This is a genomic window from Flavobacterium quisquiliarum (assembly GCF_019308285.1).
Lineage (GTDB): Bacteria > Bacteroidota > Bacteroidia > Flavobacteriales > Flavobacteriaceae > Flavobacterium > Flavobacterium quisquiliarum.
This window is the reverse complement of record NZ_WWEM01000033.1, coordinates 254,754-277,718: the sequence shown is the minus strand read 5'-3', so window position 1 is coordinate 277,718 and position 22,965 is coordinate 254,754. Positions and strand designations below refer to the sequence as shown.

Here is a 22,965-nt window from a genome sequence, read left to right as displayed (position 1 = left end):
TTTTATATTAGAACGCAATGGTTGCTTCGAATACTAAACCTTCAAATTTACCACCGTAAAAGTTGTTTAGATTTCCTGTAGCAGGATCTCCGGTAAATTGTGAATAATCTTTATATTTTTGATTTACGTAGTTTAATTTAGCTAGAATGTTTTTAGTCATAAACCAACCAGCACTTGCTTCAAATTTATCTACGGTAACCTTTTTGGCATCGGCATTAGATAATTTTCCAGATACAGTATTGTATTTTCCTCCGATATAGAATTGTTCAGTGTTTCCAAATCTGTAAATAAGCTCTGAAGCATATTGATTAGCAGTACGTTTGTCATCAGTACCAGCTTTATCTCCTCCTGAAGCTAATTCGATTGTTCCGAAGAATTCAAGTCCTTTATATTTAACAAAAGGGTTAATCATGTACGTAGTAGCCCAGTTTTTGAAATTAGGATTGAACGTTGCTTCTGGAGTAGATGTTTTACTAAAAGTAGTAGCCACATCAGTAGTAGTGGTAGAAATAACAGTACCACTAGCATCAGTTTTAGTAATGGTATTTTTATAAGCGTTGTTATTCAAGATACCCCAATAACCAAATCCTGATCTATTAGCAGAATATATGTTTGCATTTCCCAGATTTGCATTATGGTAAAGAGAACCCGTTAATCTCACTCTTAAATCTTCATTAAGCTGTTTGTCATAACCCAATTTAGCTAAAATTGAAGGGCTGTGTGTTGTATTGGTGTTTGGTCCAGTAGTGTAGAAAACTTCTTCATTACTTTGATTTAAATTACCATTTGTAACACCTAACATACTTACTAATCCATTTCTATTGTAGTAAACCTCCATACCCATTTCTGTAGTGAAAGAATACATCACGTTGTTCCCAACAAATGCATTTCGGATGGTATTACCATTATCAGAACCTCTGAAGTGAGCATCACCAAAATTGTTCTCCATTTGTCCAATTTTAATTGTAGCATATTTCATGAAATCAGCTAAGAAGTCTTTTTTGATGAAGTCTAACTTGTCAATTTGTAAGTATCCACCTTTTACATAAGAATCATTGTGGTGTCTTGAAGCTAAATAGATATCTAAGTTTACTCTTACTCCGTCAAACAATTGAGCGCCTATATACATATCAGCAGCAGGAAGGGTAAAATTGTTCTCAGTATTCATTAAGCGATATCCTGTAATTGATCTAGTCGTAGTTCCAGTAGCTGTAGTGGTCGTAGTCGTAATGCTGGCAGGTTGGTCGTTGAATGAATTTGTTGCCTGGAAATCCATGTTGAAAGCACCACCAAGATCAATGCTAAGGCCTTTAAATTCTCTAGTGTCTTTTTGTACATCGAAAACATTGATACCGTCTTTCCCTCTAGAGATTTGGTTTTGCATGTTTCCAAAGCTAACTTGTGCATTAACAGCAAACGTACTTATTAATGTAATAAATAGGATATAAATCTTCTTCATGGCGGCTATAGATTAAAGTTTAAATTAAATTTTATGGTTAGGTCTTGACCTGTTTTAATAGTTCCCAACATTGCAGTTGGCGATTTCATTCCGAAATCTGTGAAAGTGATTTTATTAGATCCCTGCAGATTCAAACCGTCTTTTGTAACAGTTGTTTTTGCAGTTGTTTTGTACACTTTGCTGACTCCGGCGATAGTATATGTTCCAGTTAGTTCCCAAGTAGTTTCATTTACTTTTTCAGCAGATTTTAGAACATATTTAATGTTTTTGTTTTTGTCTGTTTTTAAAGTTTCGTAAGCTACTTTATCCATGCTTTTTTTCTCGCTTTTTACGGTTTCTGCTGGAAGCGTTATGGCTAATGCATCGATATCAGTTAATTTTCCGTTAGCGATATTTAAGGATGCAGTTCCTGTTCCAGAAGCCGATTTCATTTCCCAGTCATGAAGTGTTGAAGTTCCTGCAACAGAGAAAGTAGATTTGCTGTCTAAATTGTATGATTTTTGTGCGGTAACAATTGATGTAATTCCGAAGAAAGCTGTTACTAATGCGAAAAATTTTATTGTACTTGTTTTCATGTTAGTCATGTTTTTTTATTGTAAAAAAATAAGTTAATAAGTCGGCCAGTTTCTATTTAGTACTAAGAATGTTGTTTTAACTTGTATCAAAGATCCCCCTATAAATCAGAGAAATACATGATAAAAATCATTGTTAAAATTTTATTAAATAGGTATTTAATAACTACAACGTTTTCATTTTTTACGAAATCGATCACTAAGGCAAAAAAGAACGTATAAATTTGTTGAATTATGAATTTTTAAGATTTTAGAAGTAAGAATCCCTAGGGATAATTTGGAGGATTTTTAACAATTAAAAAGTGCTTTGTTTAGCTTAAAATGATGTTGAAGATTACTGTCAAGTCTTTTCCCGCTTTTACAACACCAAGAGCTGCTTTTGGAGGAGCCATTTCAAAATCGGCGAAAGTGATCTGGTTTGAGCCTTGTAAAGTGAAAATTCCATTATTATAGGTTATTCTTACTTGTGTGACAAACTCTCTGCTTACGCCAGCAATCGTATAAACTCCTGTTAGGTTCCAAGTGGTATCGTCAATTTTAGCAGCAGATTTTAAAACGTATTCAATGTTTTGATGATTTTCTGTGTCTAAAGCTTCATAAGCGACTTTATCCATACTGGCTTTGTAGCTTTTTAAGCTTTCTGCTAATAATGAAATGCTTAAACTGTTTATCCCTGTTAGTTTAGAATCTTTGATAGTTAAATTTGCCGTTCCTGTTCCTTCTGAAGATTTCATTACCCAATCGTGTACAGTTGAAGTTCCGGCAACTTCAAAAGTTGAACTTGCATTTACACTATAAGTTCGTTGTGCATTTATTTGTAAAGTAGCTGTTGTGAATAGTACCGTTAATAGGATTGATTTAATTGTTTTCATCTTGATTATGTTAGGTTAATTTTAATCAGGAGAGTTCAATGAAGTGGTTGAGAACTAACCTTATTTCTTGGGTCAAAATTAGGACTGACATAAAACAAACGGAATGATAAAAATCATGACAAAAGTTTTATTAAATCTTTATTGTAAAGGATGAATTGTTGAGGTTATATATATAGGTAGGATTTATGAAGAATAATTTCGGTTGTAAATATTTGTCTTTTATTAAGTTGTGTGTTTTTTACGAAAACTGTAATGATTCGCTTTTTTTGAATGAGATTTTAAGAATGTATTTAAAATGCAAAGAAAAATGACAAAAGTGATTAACTTTGCAGCATGCAAATGGAGAAAAAAGACATACGCGCCTTATCAAAAGACCAGCTTCGCGATTTTTTCGTTGAAAATGGAGATAAAGCGTTTCGTGGCAATCAGGTTTATGAATGGTTGTGGAGCAAAGGAGCTCACAGTTTTGAAGATATGACTAATGTAGCCAAGACTACAAGGTCTATGCTGGAGAATAATTTTGTTATCAATCATATTAAGGTTGATACCATGCAAAAAAGTAGTGACGGAACTGTAAAAAATGCCGTAAGACTTCATGACGGACTTGTAGTGGAATCGGTTTTAATTCCGACAGATACCAGAACTACAGCTTGTGTATCGAGTCAGGTTGGGTGCAGTTTAGATTGTAATTTTTGTGCTACAGCTAGATTAAAAAGAATGCGTAATCTAGAACCAGGCGAAATTTACGATCAAGTTCTGGCTATTGATAAAGAAAGCCGTTTGTATTACAATCATCCGCTTTCGAATATTGTTTTCATGGGAATGGGAGAGCCTTTAATGAATTATAATAATGTCATTAAAGCAATTGATATGATTACTTCAGAAGAAGGTTTAGGAATGTCTCCAAAACGTATTATGGTTTCGACTTCCGGAATTCCGAAAATGATCAAAAAAATGGCAGATGATGATGTGAAGTTCAAATTAGCCGTTTCTCTGCATTCAGCAATTGATGAAACTCGTGCGCGAATCATGCCTTTCAGTAAAAACTTTCCGTTAAAAGATCTAAGAGAAGCCTTAGAATATTGGTACAGAAAAACCAAAAGTAAAATTTCATACGAATATGTAGTCTGGAAAGGAATTAACGACGACAAAGCTTCGGTTGATGCTTTAGTGAAATTCTGTAAATATGTTCCATGCAAAGTAAACTTAATTGAATACAATCCAATTGATGACGGAGAATTCCAGCAAGCTTCAGAAGAAGCTATTATGGCCTACATAAAAGCATTAGAAAATATTGGAGTGGTGGTTAAAGTAAGAAGAAGCCGAGGAAAAGACATCGACGCTGCCTGCGGACAACTAGCCAACAAAGAAGCAGAATAAATATTCGCCAGAATATACTCCGCTAGGAGTATCTCATCGGTAGAAAAATATGTCCGTTCACATATTTGGAATATCAAAAAAAAAGCATTAAAAACAAGGCGTAAGCCTCGTTTTTAATGCTTTTTTTGGGCAAAAAGGATTCTATTTTTTCAAATCAATTTCTTCTGTAACCCCATCTTTGGTTACTGTTGCAAGAGAGTCACAATCTCCGTTTCCGTAATCTATAGTTGCCGAAGCACTATTTTTAGTAATAGAAACAATTCCTTTTACCGCAAAAGATTTTCTGCAAGAAGCATTGAATTGTAAAGGAGTTGTAATTTCAGCTGAGTATGTATCTCCGTTAGGAAAAGTTGTAGAACCACTTCCAGTAACCATAAAAACATTATCATCCCAATCGTACCAAGTATCATATCCGGAAGTCATTTCTTTAACCAAAGTTCCTTTTCTAGTATAAACGCCGCCATCATCAAATGTAATCGTTAAATCTATCGATGCGGTAGATACAGGATGAGGCGTAACTAACAAATTTGTTTCTTTAATAGTTCGAACAATACTTTTGCTTCCCTGAAGTTTTTTGCCGTTATGATAAAATCCTTCAAAAGTGTAACTAATAGTTTGAGTCGAAGAACTAAAATCGTTAGAAAAAGAAACGATCATTTTTCCTTTAACCGTATTTCCATTATTTAAAGTACAACCTTCAACGCCAAAATCTACTGTTTTTGTCCAAGTATTATTGGTTAAAACGGTTGTTATAGTGGCACAGCTTGGAAGAAAATTCTTTTTAGGTCCTCCATATTTTGAATTTATATTCAGTTGTGAGGTAAATTGATCTTCGGCAATATTGGTAACATCATCTACAGTGGCATCGATTTTAGAATTGGTGATAATTTCATCGTTGGTAATCGCTGTTCCTGATCCATCATTTGTTTTTTCATCAGAATTACAGCTGATAAAAAAAGACATCGTAATACAAGTGCTAATTAATAAAAATTTTGTTTTCATAAATAATAGTTTTGGGTTCTTCTTTTAATTAATGAATTCAAATCAGTATTAGTTAGAGCTATTTTTGGTGGTTATTTTTAGATTAAGGCGTATTTTTTTTAAATCCTAACCTAAAATACACAACGTATTTTTATTTAAAATAGTATATTTGAAATCTAAATGAATATTACGTCTCAAATAAAGCAACCTATTTTTAACGAGATGGAACTTTTTGAAAAGAAGTTCCATGAATCGATGACTTCCAAGGTTGCCTTACTAAACAGAATCACTTATTATATCGTAAACCGCAAGGGAAAACAAATGCGTCCGATGTTTGTTTTTCTTACTGCAAAAATGGTTTCTGGAGGAACTGTAAACGAAAGAACATATCGCGGAGCTTCGGTTATCGAATTAATTCATACCGCAACTTTAGTACACGATGATGTGGTAGACGATAGTAATCGCCGCCGTGGATTTTTCTCTATCAATGCACTTTGGAAAAACAAAATTGCTGTTTTAGTAGGCGATTATTTATTGTCTAAAGGATTACTTCTTTCTATCGATAATGGCGATTTTGATTTATTAAGAATCATTTCGGTTGCTGTTCGTGAAATGAGCGAAGGAGAATTACTTCAAATAGAAAAAGCCAGAAGATTAGATATTACGGAAGATGTTTATTACGAAATCATCAGAAAGAAAACCGCAACGCTTATTGCTGCTTGTTGTGCGCTTGGCGCGAAAGCCGTAATCGAAGACGACGTTCAGGTAGAAAACATGCGAAAGTTTGGTGAATTGATCGGAATGGCATTTCAAATCAAAGACGATTTATTTGATTACAGTGAAGAAGCCATCGGAAAACCAACTGGAATCGATATTAAAGAGCAAAAAATGACTTTGCCTTTAATTCATGTTTTAAATACTTGTACACCGCAGGAAAAAAAGTGGTTGATTAACTCTATCAAGAACCACAACAAAGACAAAAAACGCGTAAAAGAAGTGATTGCCTTTGTAAAAAATAATAATGGTTTGGCTTATGCCGAAAACAAAATGGTCGAATTCCAGCAGGAAGCGCTTGCATTACTTCAAAACTTCGAAGATTCTGAATACAAAGACGCTTTGACTTTGATGGTTAACTACGTCATTGAAAGAAAAAAATAATTCCTACAATTAAATAATTAGAAAATTTGTCAATTAGATAATTGGTTTACTTTGTTGTAAATCAATTGTTTGTTTTGTGTACGTTGGTATTTGGAATTTTTTTATTGAAATTTTTCAAACCTCATGCAACCATTTCAAATCGACAATCGTCTATGCTAATAGAAGTCTGTTTCTAAAACCAAAACCAAAAGCTTATTAATGAAAATTATTTCGTTACATCAAGAAGAAACCAAAATTATAAAGCTGGCTGTCGAGAACAATCGTCAGGCACAGCAGCAGATTTACGGTAAATATTCTTCAAAAATGTTGAGTGTATGCCGTCAATATATAAAGGATATTCAATTGGCAGAAGATGTAATGATAACGGCTTTCATGAAAGTGTTTACAAATTTGAAAAACTTTGAACACAAAGGAAGTTTTGAAGGCTGGATCCGCCGAATTATGGTTAACGAATGTATTTCTTATTTACGAGTTCAGAAAAAAGTAAAATTTGCAGAAGATGAGTTTTTTGTTGAAGAAAGCTTTAATGAAATCGACAGCCAGTTTACCGTAGAACAGATTCAGTATTTAATTGATGCTTTGCCGGATGGGTACAAAATGGTTTTTAATTTATACGCTATTGAAGGTTATAAACACAATGAAATTGCCAAGATGTTAGGAATTAATGAAGGAACATCAAAATCGCAATTATCGCACGCTAGAAAAATGCTGCAAACACAAATTACTATTTTAAAAAAACAAGATAATGGAACCGAATAATTTTGAAAAGGATTTCCGTGAAAAGCTAAACGAACGCAGAATTGAACCAAGCAATAAAGCCTGGGATCGATTGGATGCTATGTTAAGCGTTCAAGAAGAAAAGAAAACAAAGAAAAACAGAAAATGGCTGTATATAGCAGCAAGTTTCATAGGTTTTTTATTGATTGGAACTCTATTTTTTAATCAAAATAAAAATGTTGTTGAAACGCCAAGAACTATAGTTGTAGAAAAAGAGGTTGAAAAAGAATCGGTTACTGAGCCTGTTTTAGATATAGAGGATTCAGTAAAAACGGAAGTTGCTGTTTCTGAGGAGACTTCGAAAGAGGCTTTAAACACAGTAAAAAAAGCAAACCATCCAATCTCAAATAAAACCAGTAAAAATGAATCAAATCAAATAGCGGAGTCTTCAATCATCATCGAAAACAATCAATCAACAATCAATCAAACTGTAATTCCGGAAATTCCTAAAAAAGAAAATGTTGACCAATTATTACAAACTGCTGAAGAAAAAGTTTTGGCTCAAAACGGTGCCAAAAAAGCAAAAGTAAAAATCAATGCCGCCGATTTGTTAAATCAGGTAGACGGCGAATTGGAACTTTCTTTTAGAGAAAAAGTAATTACTAAAGTAAATAAAAACCTGCAAGAGGTAAAAGTCGCTTTATCAAACAGAAATAAACAGGAATAGTTGGAATACCAATGTCAATCTCAATTAAAAAAAATCATCAATCACTAATCAATCATTTTAAAAAATCAATCAATCATGAAAAATTTTACTATTTATTTCATTCTTTTCTTTTTCCTTTTGGTGAGTAAAGTAATGGGACAAGAAACTTTTGAATCTGAAACGAAAAGAATTGCTAATAAAATCGAGAAGATTACAAAAGAAGAAAAAGAAGCCTTAAAAGAAGAGGTTGAAGCTGTAAACGTTCAATTGTCTGAAGGAAAGATTACGCAGGAACAGGCTGAAAAGCGTAAAAAAGAATTAGCAGAAGCAAGAGCTGTAATTATGGAAGAGAAAATTACACTGGCTCAAAATGAATTAAACGATTTGGTTCAGAAAAAAGTCGACGGAAAAATCAAAGAAGATTCTTCTAAAGTATATATGATTCGCTGGAAACCAGGAGATCGTAATAAAGATTCTATTCGCGGTGAAAGAAGAACAACATCTCAGTTTGTTTTTGCAATGGGATTAAATAATACACTTGTCGACGGAAAACTTCAGGATTCCAATTACAGTTTTATAGGTTCACATTTTTACGAATGGGGTTTTACGTATAATTCAAGATTAATGAAAAACGATAATCTGCTTCATGCAAAATATGGTTTGTCGTTAATGTATAACAATATTCGTCCAACAAATAATAAAAGTTTTGTGGTTGATGGAGATCAGACCAATTTGGTTGAAAATCCAATTCATTTAACTGAATCTCGTTTTAGAAATGTTTATTTGGTTGCACCGGTGCATTTGGAATTCGATTTTACAAGACCAACAGAAAAAGATGGTGTAAAATATTTTAAAACCCATAAAAGTTTCCGTTTTGGAGTTGGAGGTTATGCAGGAATCAATGTAAAATCAAAACAGATTTTAAAATATGAAGAAGAAGATTTGAAATATAAAACGAGAATAAAAGGCGATTACAATGTAAACAATTTTGTTTATGGTCTGAGTTCGTATATCGGCTACAGAGAACTGAGTTTATATTTTAAATACGATTTAAACCCATTGTTTCAGGATAATTTAATCAAAGAGAATAACATATCGTTAGGACTTCGAGTAGATTTAAACTAAAAAATTGGTCGTTTAGTTAGTGAAAAAAGCATCTTATATCGAGATGCTTTTTTGTTTTAAAAAAGCATCGAAATTCCAGTAGGATTTGCGTATTTTTGCAAGCTCTCAACTTTTAAATTTTAATACACTTTGATTTCACAAGCCACCATTGATTCTGTTTTTGAAACTGCTCGAGTAGAGGAGGTTATCGGCGATTTTGTGAATTTAAAGCGCGCAGGAAGTAATTTCAAAGGGTTGAGTCCGTTCTCAGATGAGCGTTCTCCTTCGTTTATGGTTTCGCCTGCAAAAGGAATCTGGAAAGATTTTAGCACAGGAAAAGGAGGAAATTCCGTTAAATTCTTAATGGAACATTCACAATTTACCTATCCGGAAGCCATTCGATATTTGGCCAGAAAATACAATATAGAAATAGAAGAAACCGAACAGACAGATGCAGAAAAAGCAATGACAGATGTTCGCGAAAGTATGTATCTGGTTTCTGAATTTGCTGCTAAATATTTTAACGACGTACTTTTAAATAGTGAAGAAGGAAAAGCGATTGGATACTCTTATTTCAAAGAAAGAGGATTTACAAACGAAACCATCAAAAAATTCAATTTAGGATATTCTCCAGAAACCTGGGACGCTTTGACGAAAGAAGCCCTTGGAAAAGGATACAAATTAGAATTTTTAGAAGGTACAGGTTTAACCATTCCAAGAGAAGACCGTCCGTTTGATCGATTTAAAGGACGTGTAATGTTTCCTATTCAAAGTATGTCGGGACGTGTTTTGGGTTTTGGAGGACGTATTTTAACCAATGATAAAAAAGCGGCTAAATATTTAAACTCTCCTGAAAGCGAAATTTACCATAAGAGTAAAGTGCTTTACGGAATTTATCACGCTAAACAATCTATTGCTAAACAAAACAACTGTTATTTAGTTGAAGGTTATACCGATGTAATTCAGTTTAATCAGGCAGGAATTGAAAATGTGGTGGCTTCATCTGGAACAGCTTTAACGCCGGATCAAATTCGTTTAGTAAATCGTTTGACAAGAAACATAACCGTTCTTTTTGATGGAGATGCGGCAGGATTACGTGCCTCTATTCGAGGAATCGATTTGATTTTGGAGGAAGGGATGAATGTAAGAGTCTGTTCTTTTCCTGACGGAGAAGATCCTGATAGTTTTGCCCGCAAAAATTCGCACGATGCATTGGTTTCTTATTTAGAAGAAAACAGCAAAGACTTCATACAGTTTAAAGCTTCTATCTTGATGGATGAAGCAAAAAACGATCCCATCAAAAAAGCCGACCTGATTCGTGATATGGTATCGAGTATTTCAAAAATACCAGACCGTATCCAGCGTGAAGTTTATATTCAGGAATGTGCCCGGATTATGGATATTTCGGAGCAGGTTTTAGTAAGCACATTAGCACAGCTGATTCAAAAAGATCTTGCCGATGCGAACAAAAAGCAAAGACAAGAACAAAAACCTTTTGAAGTTCATAGGAACCAATCTCCAAATGCAGGCTCATTTTCCGGAGGAGATCCAGAAGATCCAAGAACTGGTCCGCCGGAAGGTTATGATTATCCAGGAGATCCAGGATATTATCCGCAAGAACAAAATCAAAAAGTTGATATTTTATATGGTTTCGAAAGGAAAGTCATTGAGGTTTTACTTTTGTATGGAAGTGTAGTAGAAGATTTTGAAGATGTTTTCTTGAAAGCAGATGAAGAAGGAAATGTAAAAGAGGTTTCGGAAAAAAGACAATATAAAGTATTCGAAAAAATATACTTAAGTCTTCAGGAAGATGAGATACAATTGTCAAATGTTTTATTTCAAAACATTTACAATAATATTATTGATTTTTACAATCAGAATGAGACCTTTAGTTTAGATAAATATTTGATGCGTCTTGAACCTGAATTTGCTCAGGAAGTAACCAACATTTTAATGGAAGACGAAAGGTTGACCATCCATAATTGGGAAGGGCAAAATATTTTTCCGAAACAAAAAAGTGAAACAATCGAACAGAATGTTTCGGAGACCATATTTGCTTTGCGATGGTATTTGGTGTCAGCAATTATTGCAGAATTAAAGAATTCTCTTTTAACCAATCCGCAAGAAGATAACTCAGAAACTTTGAGCATGGTTATGGATTATTCTAAACTATTGAATAATTTTTCGAAGAAATTAGGTCGTGTAGTAGTACCTTACCACTACCAATAAAAAGAAAAAACTCTATCTTTTTTGAGGGACCAAAATAGATAGAGTTTTATAAATGTTTGAAAAAGCCTAAAACTAAGCTTTTCGATTTAAATTTAGATAATTTCTAAAGTCTTAGCTTTGTTTACTAAGTCAACTAAATTAGTAACATTTAATTTAGTCAATAATCTTAGTTTGTAAGTACTGATCGTTTTTTCGTTCAGATTTAAGATTTTAGAGATTTCATTGTTTTTCTTTCCATCACTTAAGTAACGTAAAACTTCAATCTCACGATTAGAAAGTTTTCTGTACAGACGCTCGCTTTTGCTTTGTTTCGCGATAAGGGCCATGTTTTTGCGTACTGTTTCGTTGATGATAATTTTTCCTTCTTGTACTTTAATAATAGAATGTCCTAGAGTTTCTAGTTTTTCTGTTTTGTGTACATACCCGGAAACTCCTGCTTTAATTGCGTTTGGAGCGTACATTTGCTCAGCAAGATCACTGAAAATAACAATTTTTGTTTTTGGGAAATTTTTCAAAATCGATTTGATTTCGAAGATACTTGAAAGACCTTCAAGCTCTAAATCTAAGATTAGAATGTCGATTTCCTTCGTCTGAAGGATGTCTCTAACCATTGAAAAATTGCCTACATTGGCAACAATTGAAATTTGATCGTGGTCTTTGAAATAAGACTTAACGCCAAAGTGCGTCACAGGATGATTGTCTGCTAGACATACTTTAATCATAATTTTTACCTTTTTTAGAATTGTTCATGTTTTTGGAACTGTAAAATTAATAAATAAATTCTGTAGTTTATAGCTGACAAATGTTAAAAAAAATTATTTTAACGTTTTTGGTATAATGCAGACCGGAATTGGGTCCATTTTATGCTTGTTGTTGGTGTTTAATCGTTTATAAATTTCAAAGACAGATTTTTCTCTCCCTTCGAAGTCAGACGCCGTATTTCCTGACTCCGCGGCTAACATTGCCCATTCTAATTCATCATAACTTGCTCCCAATTGATCTTCATCGGTACGATTATCTCCAAATAATCCATCTGTAGGTGCTGCTGTTAAAATTGATTGCGGAATTTCTAAAAATTCTCCCAAAGCATACACGTCAGATTTCATTAAATCAGCAATCGGACTTAAATCGACACCTCCATCTCCATATTTTGTATAAAATCCTACTCCAAAATCTTCTACTTTATTTCCTGTTCCAGCGACCAGTAAACCATGAAGACCTGCTAAATAGTATAAAGAAGTCATTCTTAGACGTGCTCTTGTGTTGGCTAACGCTAAACTTACTTTTGCCTCCTCATCTGTTTTTGGAACGGCACTTTTAAAAGATTCAAAAACTGTAGTTAAATCCGTTTGTACGTCAGAAACATTTGGGAAACGTTTTTTTAGTTGTTCAATATGTTCTTTTGCTCTGTTTACTTGGCTTTCTGCCTGATGAATTGGCATTTCTACACACAAAACTTTCAGTCCAGTCTGTGCACATAAAGTTGAGGTTACAGCAGAATCTACGCCTCCAGAGATTCCAATTACAAAACCGTTTACTTTCGCATTAGCAGCATAATCTTTTAGCCACTCTACAATATGCGTATTTACTTTTTCTGTCTGAATTGTGCTTTTTTTAGCCATAATAGTTTAAGTTTTAAAGTACAGGGATGTATATTTGCAGAATTATTTTTAAGTCTATAGTCGCTTAAAATTCTGGTAACACAAATCTAATTAAAATAAAATGAAATTATATCGCTTTGCAGTGGTTCTATGCCTGTTTTTTTTGTCTTGCGGCCAAAAATCTAAGGTTGAAAAAGAAGTGGAAGAAATTCCTGTAGATGTTAAGGTGGAACGTTTTGATAAGGTGTTTTTTGAAACCAAACCTGAAGATTTGGCAAAGATTAAAAAACAATATCCTTTTTTCTTTCCGGCAGGGAATGATGATAATGTTTGGCTGCAAAAAATGCAAGAACCAATTTGGAGGGAAGTGTATGATGAAGTGCAAAAAAAGTACGGTAACTTTGAACCTGTAAGAGAAGAATTCAACAATCTTTTTCAGCACGTAAAATATTATTTTCCAAAAACTAAAATTCCAAAAGTGATTACCGTTATTGGAGAAATGGATTATAACGCTAAGGCAATTTATGCAGACAGCCTTGTTATAGTAGCTTTGGAATTGTATTTAGGAAAAGAGCATAAGTTTTATGAGTTTCCGAATTATTTAAAACAGAATTTTGAAGAAAAACAGATTATGCCAGATGTGGTTTCTAGTTTTTCTTACCGAAATATTTCAAATTCAGTAGATAAAAGTTTGGTTTCGAAAATGATTTTCGAAGGAAAACAGCTTTATGCGAAAGATTTGCTTCTTCCAAATTATACGGATGCAGAAAAAATGGGATACACACCAGAACAAATTAAATGGTGTGAAGAAAATGAAGCCTACATGTGGCGTTATTTTATAGAAAATGAAATGCTTTACAGTGATGATCAGAAATTGACATCAAGATTTATAGCTCCTGCGCCTTTTTCTAAATTCTTTTTAGAGATTGATAACGACTCTCCCGGCCGCGTTGGCGCTTGGATTGGATGGCAGATGGTACGTTCTTACATGAAAAACAATAGTGATGTTTCTTTAGCAGAATTATTTAAAATTGAGCCAAAAGAAATCTTCGAAAAATCAAAATATAAACCTAAGAAATAATGGCAAATATAAACTCAGAGATTAAATTCAATATAGAATTAGATGAAAACCGTGTTCCAGAAAAATTAACTTGGAGCGCACAAGATGGCGGTGTACAAGCCGAAGAAGCAAAGGCAATTATGTTGTCAATCTGGGACAGCAAAGCAAAAGAAACTATGCGTATCGATTTATGGACAAAAGATATGCCAGTAGACGAAATGAAGATTTTCTTTCACCAAACTTTAGTGGCAATGTCGGATACTTTTAAACGTGCAACAGATGACGAAAAAATGTCTGACACTATGAAAGATTTCTGTGATTATTTTGCAGAGAAACTGGAGTTGACAAAACAGTAAAAAGTCTAAAAAGCAATGAAAATCAAATTCCAAATTCCAATTGTAAAGCTTGGGATTTGGATTTTTTTATTGTTTTGTTTTGAAGTGAGAAGGTCAGAATTTTTAGTTTATTTTCCCGTGTTAATGTTTAAATACAGTATTTAAAAGAATTTGATCTTAGATTTTAGAAAAAAAATGTTTAATAGGTTATTTTAGTGAAGTAAATTTTATAGTATGTTGTTCCCATTTCTCGTAAGTCTTGTCGGATTGTTTTTTTTATTGGTAAACACTGTTTCTTTTTATAGAACACGAAAAGATAAAGATTCCCATTATTTTGTATTAATGGTTTATTTGATTTGTTTATTCGTAAATGAATTGTTCTGTAATATTATTGGGTTTTATGCTCCCGGATCCAATTTTTTCCTTTCACATTATTATTTCATTTTCCAATTTATTCTTTTAAGTATATTTTTTCGTGGTTTGTTTACAAATGCAATATTGAAGAAAACAATACTTTTTTTTCTAGGTTTGGTTGTAGTTTTGTTGGCTGTGCAATATTGTAGAACGCCCAGTCTTTATTGGGAGTTTAATTTGTTTGAAATTGGCACAACATCAATATTGCTTGTTCTGTATGCAATTATTTATTTGTTTCAGAATTTCAAGAATATCAAATCAAACTATATTTATTTCTCTAATGGATTAATTATTTATCTAGTAAGTAGCTCGACTATTTTCTTGAGCGGAAATACAGATTCTGTAATTTTTACTGAACCATTTCTGCTTGATTTTTGGTTTTTTAATTCATTGTTTTACATCTTGTACCAATTTTTAATTTTTAAAGAATGGCAGGCTTTGAAGCATATAAAAATGACAAAATCATAAGATGATAAGTGCTGAAAAGCAAAATCCAAATTCCTAAAACTTGCTTGTAGTTTAGAATTTGGATTTTTTATTATTGAATATTTTCGAATATTATTTTATAGATCTTTTATTTAAATCTTTAAAAATACGTTTTAAAGCACCTGTCATCAAAGCGTCTGAATTTTTGTAAAGGGTTATATTGTCTATAAGTTTATCCGACTTTTGAGTTTCCCACATTGATTTTGTGTTGCCTTTGTTGGTTATCCCTACAACTTTTTGAGAATAGATAATTTGCTGTAAATTCAAATCGTATATTTCCAAAGTTACCGAAGCTTCATTTTTCTCAGAACCGTATTCGGTTTGATAAAGTTCGATAGAAGATAAATCGCTTCTGTCTTTTTTAGTCGAAATGTTGATGAAGAAATCAAAGCCTGTTCCGTCTTTTAGCTCTTTTAATTTTATGCTGTTAGGGTTTAAGGGAATCTTTCGGGTTATGAGTAATCCTTTTGCATCATGAATATAAGTTACTCGATCACCTACATTTTTTTTGAAGAATTTTAAGGATTCCTCGGTCAATTTTTCTTTTGAATTTTTTGGGCAGTCCAATTCGTTTAAGAGCCATTTTCCAGAAGAAAAATCAACTCCAGTTCGTTGGCCTGTTGTAAACATAAAATGCGATGATTGACAGGAAGAAAATAGTAATATAAAAGAAATGCAAAGTGTAAAACCAGTTGATTTAAAATTACGCATAGGGTTAAGTTTGATTGAGTTCAAATATAACCTAAAAACATTTTGTTTAAGATTTTTCTCTAAAATAAAAATTCCAATCGCACCGATTGGAATTTAGAGATTTTATGTTTGGAATTATTGTCTTAATTCGAATTTAAAAAACCGCTGTTGTTTTTAAAAACCTCTTGATTTACTTCATCAATATAAGATAAAAGGTCTTCTTTTCCAATTGATTCTGTAGATGAGGTTACAAAATATTGTGGCATTTCGGCCCAGTTGTTTGCAAACATTTGTTTTTTATAAGCGGCAATATGAGAATCAATTTTTGTTTTACTGATTTTATCTGCTTTAGTAAAAATAATGCAGAACGGAATTTCACTTTCCCCCATATAAGACATAAATTCAATGTCTATTTTTTGAGCTTCGTGGCGAATGTCAATCAAAACAAAAGCACATACGAGTTGTTCTCTATTTTCAAAATAATCTGTAATAAATTGCTGGAAAATTGATTTTGTTTTTTTTGAAACTTTAGCATAACCGTAACCAGGAAGATCGACCAAAAACCAATTATTATTGATTTTAAAGTGATTTATTAATTGTGTTTTCCCTGGTTTTCCAGATGTTTTCGCTAAGTTTTTATTGTTGGTAAGCATGTTTATTAAGGATGACTTACCTACGTTTGATCTTCCAATAAAAGCATATTCTGGTAAAAAATCCTTCGGACATTTTGAGGCATCAGAATTGCTGACAATAAATTCGGCGGTATTAATTTTCATGTTTCTTCGTTTTAAAACCTCCTAAAAAGTAAATAGTAATTAATGGCTTATAAATTCTTTTCGGTAAGCCATTTTTCAAGAATTTCATTAAATTCCTGAGGGTGTTCCATCATTGCGGCATGTCCGCATTTATCAATCCAGTATAAAGTAGAATTTGGTAATAATTTATCAAATTCTTCGGCTACATTCGGAGGTGTTACAGAATCGTTTTTACCCCAAATAATACAAGTTTCAACGTCCATCTTTGGTAAATCCTTAGCCATATTATGGCGAATGGCACTTTTGGCAATCGTTAAAGTTTTGATCAGTTTGATTCGGTCGTTTGCAGTTGCATAAACATCGTCAATGATTTCGGGAGTGGCAATTTTTGGGTCATAAAAAACCTCTTCTGCTTTCTTTTTGATGTATTCATAATCGCCTCTTCTCGGATAACTGTCTCCCATTGCGCTTTCATAAAGTCCAGAGCTTCCGGTTATTACAAGGCCGGCAACTTTTTCAGGGTAAAGCTTTGTGTGGTAAAGTGCGATGTGTCCTCCTAAAGAATTTCCTAGAAGAATTACTTTATCAAAACCTTTAAATGTGATAAAGTCTTTAACGTATTTGGCAAAACTTTTTACGTTCGTTTTTAAAATGCTTTGTGTATAGATTGGCAAATCTGGAATAACAACTTTATATCCTTTTGTTGGGAAATATTGTGCTACACCATCAAAGTTGCTTAGACCTCCCATTAACCCATGCAAAATAACGATAGGTGTACCTTCTCCAGCTTCAAAATAGCTGTATTTGCCTTCTTTTTTGTAGTGTTTGTCCATCTAGTTTTATGCCAATTTCAATTTCGACAAATATAGGGTTAAATAAATAAAAATGAATTTTTGCTGCCATTTTTTAACTACATAATTTCAGTAGAATTTATAAATAACTAAAAATCAGTAATTAATGTCTTGTTTGTTAAATTATCTAAATGTTAAGGAAACTGCATAATAATCAATTTTTTAAGAAAATTAGCGCATTATTTTTTTGAATGAATAATGGATCTGGGAATCTGTTAATTAATAGTTAAGGTATTGATTGATTGTTGATTACCAGAAGTGGTAGTAAAGTGGTTAAACTTATTAACAAAGTGGTATAAAGTGGTAAAATGTGGTATTTTTTTTTATATTTTTGCTGTATAACATGTTAACTAGTTTTTTTGAACACAATTGTTGGAACATATGAGTGTAAAGTCGATGCTAAAGGAAGGCTAATGATGCCTGCGCCTTTGAAAAAGCAGTTGACAGCTTCACTTCAAGACGGATTTGTTTTGAAGCGTTCTGTGTTTCAGCCGTGTTTAGAGTTGTATCCTATGGTAGAGTGGGATGCAATGATGAAAAAAATCAACAAGCTTAATCGCTTTGTAAAAAAGAACAACGATTTCATTAGAAGGTTTACTGCTGGTGTTAAAGTGGTTGAGGTTGATGCATTGGGAAGACTGCTAGTTCCAAAAGATTTGGTAACGTTTGCCAGTATTTCTAAAGATGTGGTTTTTTCATCGGCGGTTAATATAGTAGAGATCTGGGATAAGGATTTATACGAAAAATCAATAAGCGGCGAAGATATGGATTTTGCAGATTTAGCCGAAGAAGTAATGGGAAATATTAATGACGACGACAATGGAATATCATAATCCGGTTTTGCTTCATCCAACAGTTGATGGTTTAGATATTAAACCTGATGGTGTGTATGTAGATGTTACGTTTGGAGGCGGTGGTCATTCAAAAGAGATTTTAAAAAGATTGGGACCAAACGGAAGGCTGTTTGCATTTGACCAAGACGAAGATGCGCTTGCTAATGCATTGCCAGACGAAAGGTTCACTTTGATAAATGAGAATTTTAGGTTCATAAAAAGATTTTTACGTTTTCACGGAGTAAAAGAGGTTGACGGAATCTTAGCAGATTTAGGCGTTTCATCACATCAGTTCGATGTTCCGGAAAGAGGTTTTTCAACCCGATTTGATGCCGAATTAGATATGCGGATGAGTCAGAAAAATGATTTAAATGCTTATCGGGTGGTTAACGAATATGAAGAACAGGATTTACGTCGTGTTTTTTTTGATTATGGGGAGTTGAAAAACGCACCGGTTTTAGCAAGAACAATTGTTGAGGCAAGAAAAGATTTCCCAATCAAAACGACAGATGAATTAAAAGAAGTTTTGAAGAAATATCTTCCGGAGAAAGTTCGAAATAAAATCTTGGCTCAGATTTATCAGGCTATCAGAATTGAGGTAAATCAGGAAATGGATGTTTTAAAAGAGTTTATTGAACAATCATTAGAGATTTTAAAACCGGGCGGAAGATTTTCGGTGATCTCATACCACTCTTTAGAAGATCGATTGGTGAAAAGATTTATCAAAAACGGAATGTTTGAAGGAGAACCAGAAAGAGATTTTTACGGAAATTTTTCAGTTCCATTCAAAACAATAGGGAAATTGATTGTTCCGGATGATGCGGAAATCAAGATAAATAATAGAGCCAGAAGTGCCAAATTAAGAATCGCAGAAAAGATATAATATATATTAAGGTATAAAGAAGAATGAAAAGTGGTGTATTTAGCATATTAAAAGCAAGATTCCTTATTCATGAAGATGCGGTAAAAAACTGGAGATTCATTGTTTTTATAATTCTGCTGGCGATTTTGATGATTGCCAATACACAGCGATATGAGCAGAAGGTTTTTGAAATTGCAAAATTAAACAATGAAGTAAAAGAACTTAGATCAGAGTTTGTGGATCGACGTTCAGAATTGATGAAGTTAAAAATGGAGTCAACCATTTCGGATAAAATGTTAGAAAAGCAAATTTTTCCGTCGACAGTTCCTCCAGTGAAAATAGAAGTTAAAAAAGAAGAAGAAAAAAGTTTCTTTAAAAGAATATGGCAGTAGACGATAAACATATATCCTACAGAATTTACCTCGTAGCAGTTTTCATCTTTTTGATGGCAATTGCTATTGTTGTTAAATTGACCAATATTCAATGGGTTCAGGGAGATTATTACAGACAACTGGCAAAACAGCGTACAGTTAGAAACTTTGTAATCCCTGCAAACAAAGGAAATATTTATTCTGCTGATGGAAGTTTGCTGGCAACTTCAATTCCGAACTACGAGATTCGTTTTGATGCCAAAGCGCCAAAAACAGAAACGTTTGAGAAATATGTAAAACCATTGTCAGATTCATTGGCAACAGTTTTGGATAAACCGAGCAGTTATTTTCAAAAGGAATTAAGAAAAGCACGTGAGAATAAGAACCGTTATTATTTGATTGCCCGCAAATTGAGTTATACTGAATATGTGAAAATTAAAAGTTTTCCATTATTCAATTTAGGAGCTTTTAAAGGGGGAATTATAGTTGAACAAGAAACCGTTAGAAAACATCCAATAGGTAAAATTGCTGAAAGAACTATTGGTTATGACAAAATTGACCCTGCAACTGGTGTAGAAGTTGGAAAAGGAATTGAGTGGGCTTTTAAAAATTACCTGAACGGAAAAGATGGTAAAATTTTAAAACAAAAAATTGCAAAAGGGCAGTGGAAACCTATTCGTGATGTAAACGAAGTAGATCCAGTTGATGGTTATGATGTTATTTCTACGATAGATGTTTTTATTCAAGATATTGCGCATCATGCTTTGCTGAAACAATTGGAAGATTATGAAGCAGATCACGGTTGTGTGGTAGTAATGGAAACAGAAACGGGACATGTAAAAGCAATTTCAAATTTAGGAAGAGCTGAAGACGGATCATATTATGAAACAACAAATTATGCAATTGCTGAATCTCACGAGCCAGGATCAACTTTTAAATTAGTTGATTTAATGGCGATTTTAGAAGATAAAGTAGCTGACACAAGTACGGTTTATGATAGTCACAATGGTGTAGTTAAATATTATGGAAGATCTGTGCGTGACTCGCATAACGGAGGTTATGGAAAAGTTTCATTAGCCCGCGGATTCGAACTTTCGTCAAATACTGTAATGGTTCAGGCAGTTTATGAGGCATATAAAAGCAATCCGTCAAAATTTGTAAATCATATTAATAGTTACGGGCTAAATAAAACGCTGGGGTTACATTTTAAAGGAGAAGGAAGACCATACATTCCGCAACCAGGAGATAAACATTGGTCAGGAGTTTCACTTCCTTGGATGGCATTTGGATATGGAGTTTCGGTAACGCCAATGCAGACTTTAGCATTTTACAATTCAGTTGCAAATGGTGGAGTGATGGTAAAACCACAGTTTGTATCCGAAATTAAGGAATGGAACAAAACCATTAAAAAATTTGATGTTGAAGTTATAAATCCGAAAGTGTGTTCACCAGAAACATTAAAAAAAGTGAAAGCGGTTCTGCTTAATGTGGTAAAAAAAGGGACAGGTTCTAAGTTGTATTCGAAAGATTTTTCAATGGCAGGAAAGACAGGAACGGCTCAAATGAATTACGGAGGAAAAGAAGGGAAATCAGCTTTGTATTATGCCTCTTCTTTTGTGGGGTATTTTCCAGCTGATCATCCAAAATATTCTTGTATCGTAGTGGTTCATAAACCAAATACATCAAAGAATAACTACTACGGAGCAGACGTTGCAGGGCCAGTTTTTAAAAGAATTGCTCAAAAAATTTTTACAGATGCACCTTCAACTAATAAAATAAAACAACTTGATTCTAAAATTGCAAAACAAGAAAGCAGTTATGATAAATATGATTTAGAATCACGTAAAAAAACAAATCAGATACCTGATTTAAAAGGAATGCCGGGAATGGATGCGGTAGCTTTGTTAGAAAACCTTAACACTAAGATCAAAGTGAAAATTATTGGTGTTGGAAAGGTTAAAAAACAATCTATTCAGGCGGGAGAGACTATTAATAAAAACACAACTATAGTATTAGAATTATCGTGAAAATACTAAAAGACATATTATACAAAGTAGCTATTGAATCTGTTAAAGGTTCAACAGATATTGCTATTTCTAAAATTGAATTTGATTCTCGTAAAGTGGAAGCAAATGATGTTTTTGTGGCAATCAGAGGTTCGCTTTCTGATGGACATGATTATATTGAAAAAGCAATTCAGCTTGGAGCAAAAGCAATTATCTGCGATACACTTCCAGAGGATATAGCAAGTGAAGTAACGTATATTCAGGTAAAAGATACAAACACAGCTTTGGCTTTTATAGCCGCTAATTATTTTGAAGATCCTTCTGCAAAATTAAAATTAGTCGGTGTAACGGGTACGAACGGAAAAACAACAATTGCTTCATTATTGTTTCAATTGTTTCAAAAAGCAGGTTTTAAAGTAGGGTTATTATCAACTGTAAAAATCGTAGTAGATCAAACGGAATTTCCTGCAACACATACAACGCCAGATTCTTTGACCATCAATCATTATTTAAATGAAATGATTGAAGCTGGAGTGACACATTGTTTTATGGAAGTAAGTTCGCATGGAATCCACCAAAAACGTACAGAAGCTTTGCATTTTGTGGGCGGCATTTTCACGAATCTTTCTCACGATCACTTGGATTACCATCCAACGTTTGCAGAATATAGAGATGTTAAGAAATCATTTTTTGACTCGCTTCCAAAATCAGCATTTGTATTGTCAAATATTGATGATAAAAATGGTTCTGTAATGCTTCAGAACACAGTGGCAAAAAAACTGACTTATGCTTTAAAATCGTATGCAGATTATAGAGCTCAGATTTTAGAAAGCCAATTATCTGGATTGTTGTTGAAAATTAATGATAATGAAGTTTGGGTAAAACTAATCGGTACTTTCAACGCGTACAATGTTTTAGCCATTTACGGAACGGCTGTAGAGCTTGGAATTGACAGTCTTGAAGCATTGCGATTATTGTCTGATTTAGAAAGTGTTTCAGGTCGTTTTCAGTACATCGTTTCCGATGGTGGCATTACAGCGGTTGTAGATTATGCGCACACGCCAGATGCTTTAGAAAATGTTCTAAAAACAATAAATGATATCCGTACTAAAAACGAACAATTAATTACGGTTGTGGGTTGTGGCGGAAACCGAGATAAAACGAAACGTCCAATTATGGCTAAGATTGCTTCAGATTTAAGTGATAAAGCAGTTTTGACATCAGATAATCCGAGAAATGAAGATCCAGAGGTTATTTTGGATGAAATGGAGCAGGGAGTGGAACCTCAGAATTATAAAAAAATGCTTCGAATTACAGATAGAAAACAGGCAATTAAAACCGCTTGTCAATTAGCAGAAGTAAAAGATATTATTCTAATTGCAGGAAAAGGACACGAGACTTATCAGGAAATAAATGGGGTTCGCCATCATTTTGACGATATGGAAACAATTAAAGAAATTTTAGAACAATTAAACAAATAACAATCAATTATTAAGTTCAAATACCACCAAAATGATTGGAAT

Annotated in this window: 22 protein-coding genes; 13 read left to right on the top strand and 9 right to left on the bottom strand. The window is 33.2% G+C overall.

All coding sequences use genetic code 11. The features are described from left to right. Nucleotides 1-7: 7 nt before the first annotated feature. From GSY47_RS16560 to GSY47_RS16550, 3 genes are all read right to left on the bottom strand, one after another. Nucleotides 8-1,459, bottom strand: coding sequence for a hypothetical protein (locus tag GSY47_RS16560; protein WP_179001406.1), 1,452 nt, complete (start codon nt 1,457-1,459; stop codon nt 8-10). A 5-nt stretch (nt 1,460-1,464) separates the two neighbouring features. After that, a complete protein-coding gene (locus GSY47_RS16555; protein WP_246611344.1) occupies nt 1,465-2,034 on the bottom strand; it encodes a YceI family protein in 570 nt (189 codons plus the stop codon). 308 nt (nt 2,035-2,342) lie between these two features. Next, nucleotides 2,343-2,903: a YceI family protein gene (locus GSY47_RS16550; protein WP_179001402.1), complete on the bottom strand. Its 561-nt coding sequence runs from the start codon at nt 2,901-2,903 to the stop codon at nt 2,343-2,345. A 333-nt stretch (nt 2,904-3,236) separates the two neighbouring features. Between GSY47_RS16550 and rlmN the strand changes: the two genes are divergently transcribed. Continuing rightward, nucleotides 3,237-4,283, top strand: a complete 1,047-nt coding sequence (gene rlmN, locus GSY47_RS16545; protein WP_179001400.1) for a 23S rRNA (adenine(2503)-C(2))-methyltransferase RlmN — start codon at nt 3,237-3,239, stop codon at nt 4,281-4,283. Between the two features lie 141 nt (nt 4,284-4,424). Here rlmN and GSY47_RS16540 read toward each other — a convergent pair whose 3' ends face one another. Then, nucleotides 4,425-5,285, bottom strand: a complete 861-nt coding sequence (locus GSY47_RS16540) for a hypothetical protein (protein WP_179001398.1) — start codon at nt 5,283-5,285, stop codon at nt 4,425-4,427. A 159-nt stretch (nt 5,286-5,444) separates the two neighbouring features. Between GSY47_RS16540 and GSY47_RS16535 the strand changes: the two genes are divergently transcribed. The 5 genes from GSY47_RS16535 (at nt 5,445) to dnaG (ending at nt 11,178) form a co-directional block, all read left to right on the top strand. Next, a complete protein-coding gene (locus tag GSY47_RS16535; protein ID WP_179001397.1) occupies nt 5,445-6,422 on the top strand; it encodes a polyprenyl synthetase family protein in 978 nt (325 codons plus the stop codon). 198 nt (nt 6,423-6,620) lie between these two features. Then, the gene (locus tag GSY47_RS16530; protein WP_091492544.1) at nt 6,621-7,181 is read left to right on the top strand and encodes an RNA polymerase sigma factor; all 561 of its coding nucleotides are present in this window, start codon (nt 6,621-6,623) and stop codon (nt 7,179-7,181) included. Beyond that, nucleotides 7,168-7,866 carry a hypothetical protein gene (locus GSY47_RS16525; protein WP_179001395.1) on the top strand — a complete coding sequence of 233 codons (699 nt, stop codon included), beginning with the start codon at nt 7,168-7,170 and terminating at the stop codon, nt 7,864-7,866. Before GSY47_RS16530 ends, GSY47_RS16525 begins: the two co-directional genes overlap by 14 nt. 75 nt (nt 7,867-7,941) lie before the next feature. Then, nucleotides 7,942-8,970 carry a hypothetical protein gene (locus GSY47_RS16520; RefSeq protein WP_179001393.1) on the top strand — a complete coding sequence of 343 codons (1,029 nt, stop codon included), beginning with the start codon at nt 7,942-7,944 and terminating at the stop codon, nt 8,968-8,970. 129 nt (nt 8,971-9,099) lie between these two features. Then, the gene (dnaG, locus tag GSY47_RS16515; RefSeq protein WP_179001391.1) at nt 9,100-11,178 is read left to right on the top strand and encodes a DNA primase; all 2,079 of its coding nucleotides are present in this window, start codon (nt 9,100-9,102) and stop codon (nt 11,176-11,178) included. A gap of 92 nt (nt 11,179-11,270) precedes the next feature. Here dnaG and GSY47_RS16510 read toward each other — a convergent pair whose 3' ends face one another. Then, the gene (locus GSY47_RS16510; protein ID WP_091492550.1) at nt 11,271-11,900 is read right to left on the bottom strand and encodes a response regulator transcription factor; all 630 of its coding nucleotides are present in this window, start codon (nt 11,898-11,900) and stop codon (nt 11,271-11,273) included. A gap of 93 nt (nt 11,901-11,993) precedes the next feature. Further along, on the bottom strand, nt 11,994-12,800 hold the full coding sequence (nadE, locus tag GSY47_RS16505) for an NAD(+) synthase (protein ID WP_179001389.1): 807 nt from the start codon (nt 12,798-12,800) through the stop codon (nt 11,994-11,996). A 100-nt stretch (nt 12,801-12,900) separates the two neighbouring features. On the opposite strand from nadE, the gene gldB reads away from it, so the two are divergent. Together gldB and gldC are read left to right on the top strand one after the other, a co-directional pair. Beyond that, nucleotides 12,901-13,860, top strand: coding sequence for a gliding motility lipoprotein GldB (gldB, locus tag GSY47_RS16500; RefSeq protein WP_219071484.1), 960 nt, complete (start codon nt 12,901-12,903; stop codon nt 13,858-13,860). Beyond that, complete coding sequence (gene gldC, locus GSY47_RS16495) at nt 13,860-14,195, top strand: gliding motility protein GldC (RefSeq protein ID WP_167365406.1); 336 nt, start codon at nt 13,860-13,862, stop codon at nt 14,193-14,195. Before gldB ends, gldC begins: the two co-directional genes overlap by 1 nt. A gap of 951 nt (nt 14,196-15,146) precedes the next feature. Here the strand turns inward: gldC and GSY47_RS16490 are convergent. The 3 genes from GSY47_RS16490 to GSY47_RS16480 all read right to left on the bottom strand — a co-directional run bounded on the left by GSY47_RS16490 (nt 15,147) and on the right by GSY47_RS16480 (nt 17,352). Continuing rightward, the gene (locus GSY47_RS16490) at nt 15,147-15,785 is read right to left on the bottom strand and encodes a hypothetical protein (RefSeq protein ID WP_179001385.1); all 639 of its coding nucleotides are present in this window, start codon (nt 15,783-15,785) and stop codon (nt 15,147-15,149) included. 122 nt (nt 15,786-15,907) lie between these two features. Continuing rightward, nucleotides 15,908-16,540, bottom strand: coding sequence for a ribosome biogenesis GTP-binding protein YihA/YsxC (yihA, locus tag GSY47_RS16485; protein WP_179001383.1), 633 nt, complete (start codon nt 16,538-16,540; stop codon nt 15,908-15,910). Between the two features lie 47 nt (nt 16,541-16,587). Then, nucleotides 16,588-17,352, bottom strand: a complete 765-nt coding sequence (locus GSY47_RS16480) for an alpha/beta fold hydrolase (protein ID WP_179001381.1) — start codon at nt 17,350-17,352, stop codon at nt 16,588-16,590. Between the two features lie 377 nt (nt 17,353-17,729). On the opposite strand from GSY47_RS16480, the gene GSY47_RS16475 reads away from it, so the two are divergent. From GSY47_RS16475 to GSY47_RS16455, 5 genes are read left to right on the top strand one after another with little or no spacing between them, the layout of a single operon-like run. Next, complete coding sequence (locus GSY47_RS16475; protein ID WP_179001379.1) at nt 17,730-18,203, top strand: division/cell wall cluster transcriptional repressor MraZ; 474 nt, start codon at nt 17,730-17,732, stop codon at nt 18,201-18,203. Further along, the gene (gene rsmH, locus GSY47_RS16470; RefSeq protein ID WP_179001377.1) at nt 18,178-19,086 is read left to right on the top strand and encodes a 16S rRNA (cytosine(1402)-N(4))-methyltransferase RsmH; all 909 of its coding nucleotides are present in this window, start codon (nt 18,178-18,180) and stop codon (nt 19,084-19,086) included. The genes GSY47_RS16475 and rsmH overlap by 26 nt, the downstream gene beginning before the upstream one ends. A gap of 23 nt (nt 19,087-19,109) precedes the next feature. Beyond that, on the top strand, nt 19,110-19,457 hold the full coding sequence (locus tag GSY47_RS16465) for an FtsL-like putative cell division protein (RefSeq protein WP_008467159.1): 348 nt from the start codon (nt 19,110-19,112) through the stop codon (nt 19,455-19,457). Continuing rightward, nucleotides 19,448-21,463: a penicillin-binding protein gene (locus GSY47_RS16460; protein ID WP_179001375.1), complete on the top strand. Its 2,016-nt coding sequence runs from the start codon at nt 19,448-19,450 to the stop codon at nt 21,461-21,463. The genes GSY47_RS16465 and GSY47_RS16460 overlap by 10 nt, the downstream gene beginning before the upstream one ends. Next, nucleotides 21,460-22,923, top strand: coding sequence for a UDP-N-acetylmuramoyl-L-alanyl-D-glutamate--2,6-diaminopimelate ligase (locus GSY47_RS16455; RefSeq protein ID WP_179001373.1), 1,464 nt, complete (start codon nt 21,460-21,462; stop codon nt 22,921-22,923). The genes GSY47_RS16460 and GSY47_RS16455 overlap by 4 nt, the downstream gene beginning before the upstream one ends. Nucleotides 22,924-22,965 lie beyond the last annotated feature (42 nt).

Coding starts and splice junctions, on each gene's coding strand:
- GSY47_RS16560 (WP_179001406.1), bottom strand. CDS start 1,459: ATGAAGAAGATTTATATCCTATTTATTACATTAATAAGTACGTTTGCT.
- GSY47_RS16555 (WP_246611344.1), bottom strand. CDS start 2,034: ATGAAAACAAGTACAATAAAATTTTTCGCATTAGTAACAGCTTTCTTC.
- GSY47_RS16550 (WP_179001402.1), bottom strand. CDS start 2,903: ATGAAAACAATTAAATCAATCCTATTAACGGTACTATTCACAACAGCT.
- rlmN (WP_179001400.1), top strand. CDS start 3,237: ATGCAAATGGAGAAAAAAGACATACGCGCCTTATCAAAAGACCAGCTT.
- GSY47_RS16540 (WP_179001398.1), bottom strand. CDS start 5,285: ATGAAAACAAAATTTTTATTAATTAGCACTTGTATTACGATGTCTTTT.
- GSY47_RS16535 (WP_179001397.1), top strand. CDS start 5,445: ATGAATATTACGTCTCAAATAAAGCAACCTATTTTTAACGAGATGGAA.
- GSY47_RS16530 (WP_091492544.1), top strand. CDS start 6,621: ATGAAAATTATTTCGTTACATCAAGAAGAAACCAAAATTATAAAGCTG.
- GSY47_RS16525 (WP_179001395.1), top strand. CDS start 7,168: ATGGAACCGAATAATTTTGAAAAGGATTTCCGTGAAAAGCTAAACGAA.
- GSY47_RS16520 (WP_179001393.1), top strand. CDS start 7,942: ATGAAAAATTTTACTATTTATTTCATTCTTTTCTTTTTCCTTTTGGTG.
- GSY47_RS16510 (WP_091492550.1), bottom strand. CDS start 11,900: ATGATTAAAGTATGTCTAGCAGACAATCATCCTGTGACGCACTTTGGC.
- nadE (WP_179001389.1), bottom strand. CDS start 12,800: ATGGCTAAAAAAAGCACAATTCAGACAGAAAAAGTAAATACGCATATT.
- gldB (WP_219071484.1), top strand. CDS start 12,901: ATGAAATTATATCGCTTTGCAGTGGTTCTATGCCTGTTTTTTTTGTCT.
- gldC (WP_167365406.1), top strand. CDS start 13,860: ATGGCAAATATAAACTCAGAGATTAAATTCAATATAGAATTAGATGAA.
- GSY47_RS16490 (WP_179001385.1), bottom strand. CDS start 15,785: ATGCGTAATTTTAAATCAACTGGTTTTACACTTTGCATTTCTTTTATA.
- yihA (WP_179001383.1), bottom strand. CDS start 16,540: ATGAAAATTAATACCGCCGAATTTATTGTCAGCAATTCTGATGCCTCA.
- GSY47_RS16480 (WP_179001381.1), bottom strand. CDS start 17,352: ATGGACAAACACTACAAAAAAGAAGGCAAATACAGCTATTTTGAAGCT.
- rsmH (WP_179001377.1), top strand. CDS start 18,178: ATGACGACGACAATGGAATATCATAATCCGGTTTTGCTTCATCCAACA.
- GSY47_RS16465 (WP_008467159.1), top strand. CDS start 19,110: ATGAAAAGTGGTGTATTTAGCATATTAAAAGCAAGATTCCTTATTCAT.
- GSY47_RS16460 (WP_179001375.1), top strand. CDS start 19,448: ATGGCAGTAGACGATAAACATATATCCTACAGAATTTACCTCGTAGCA.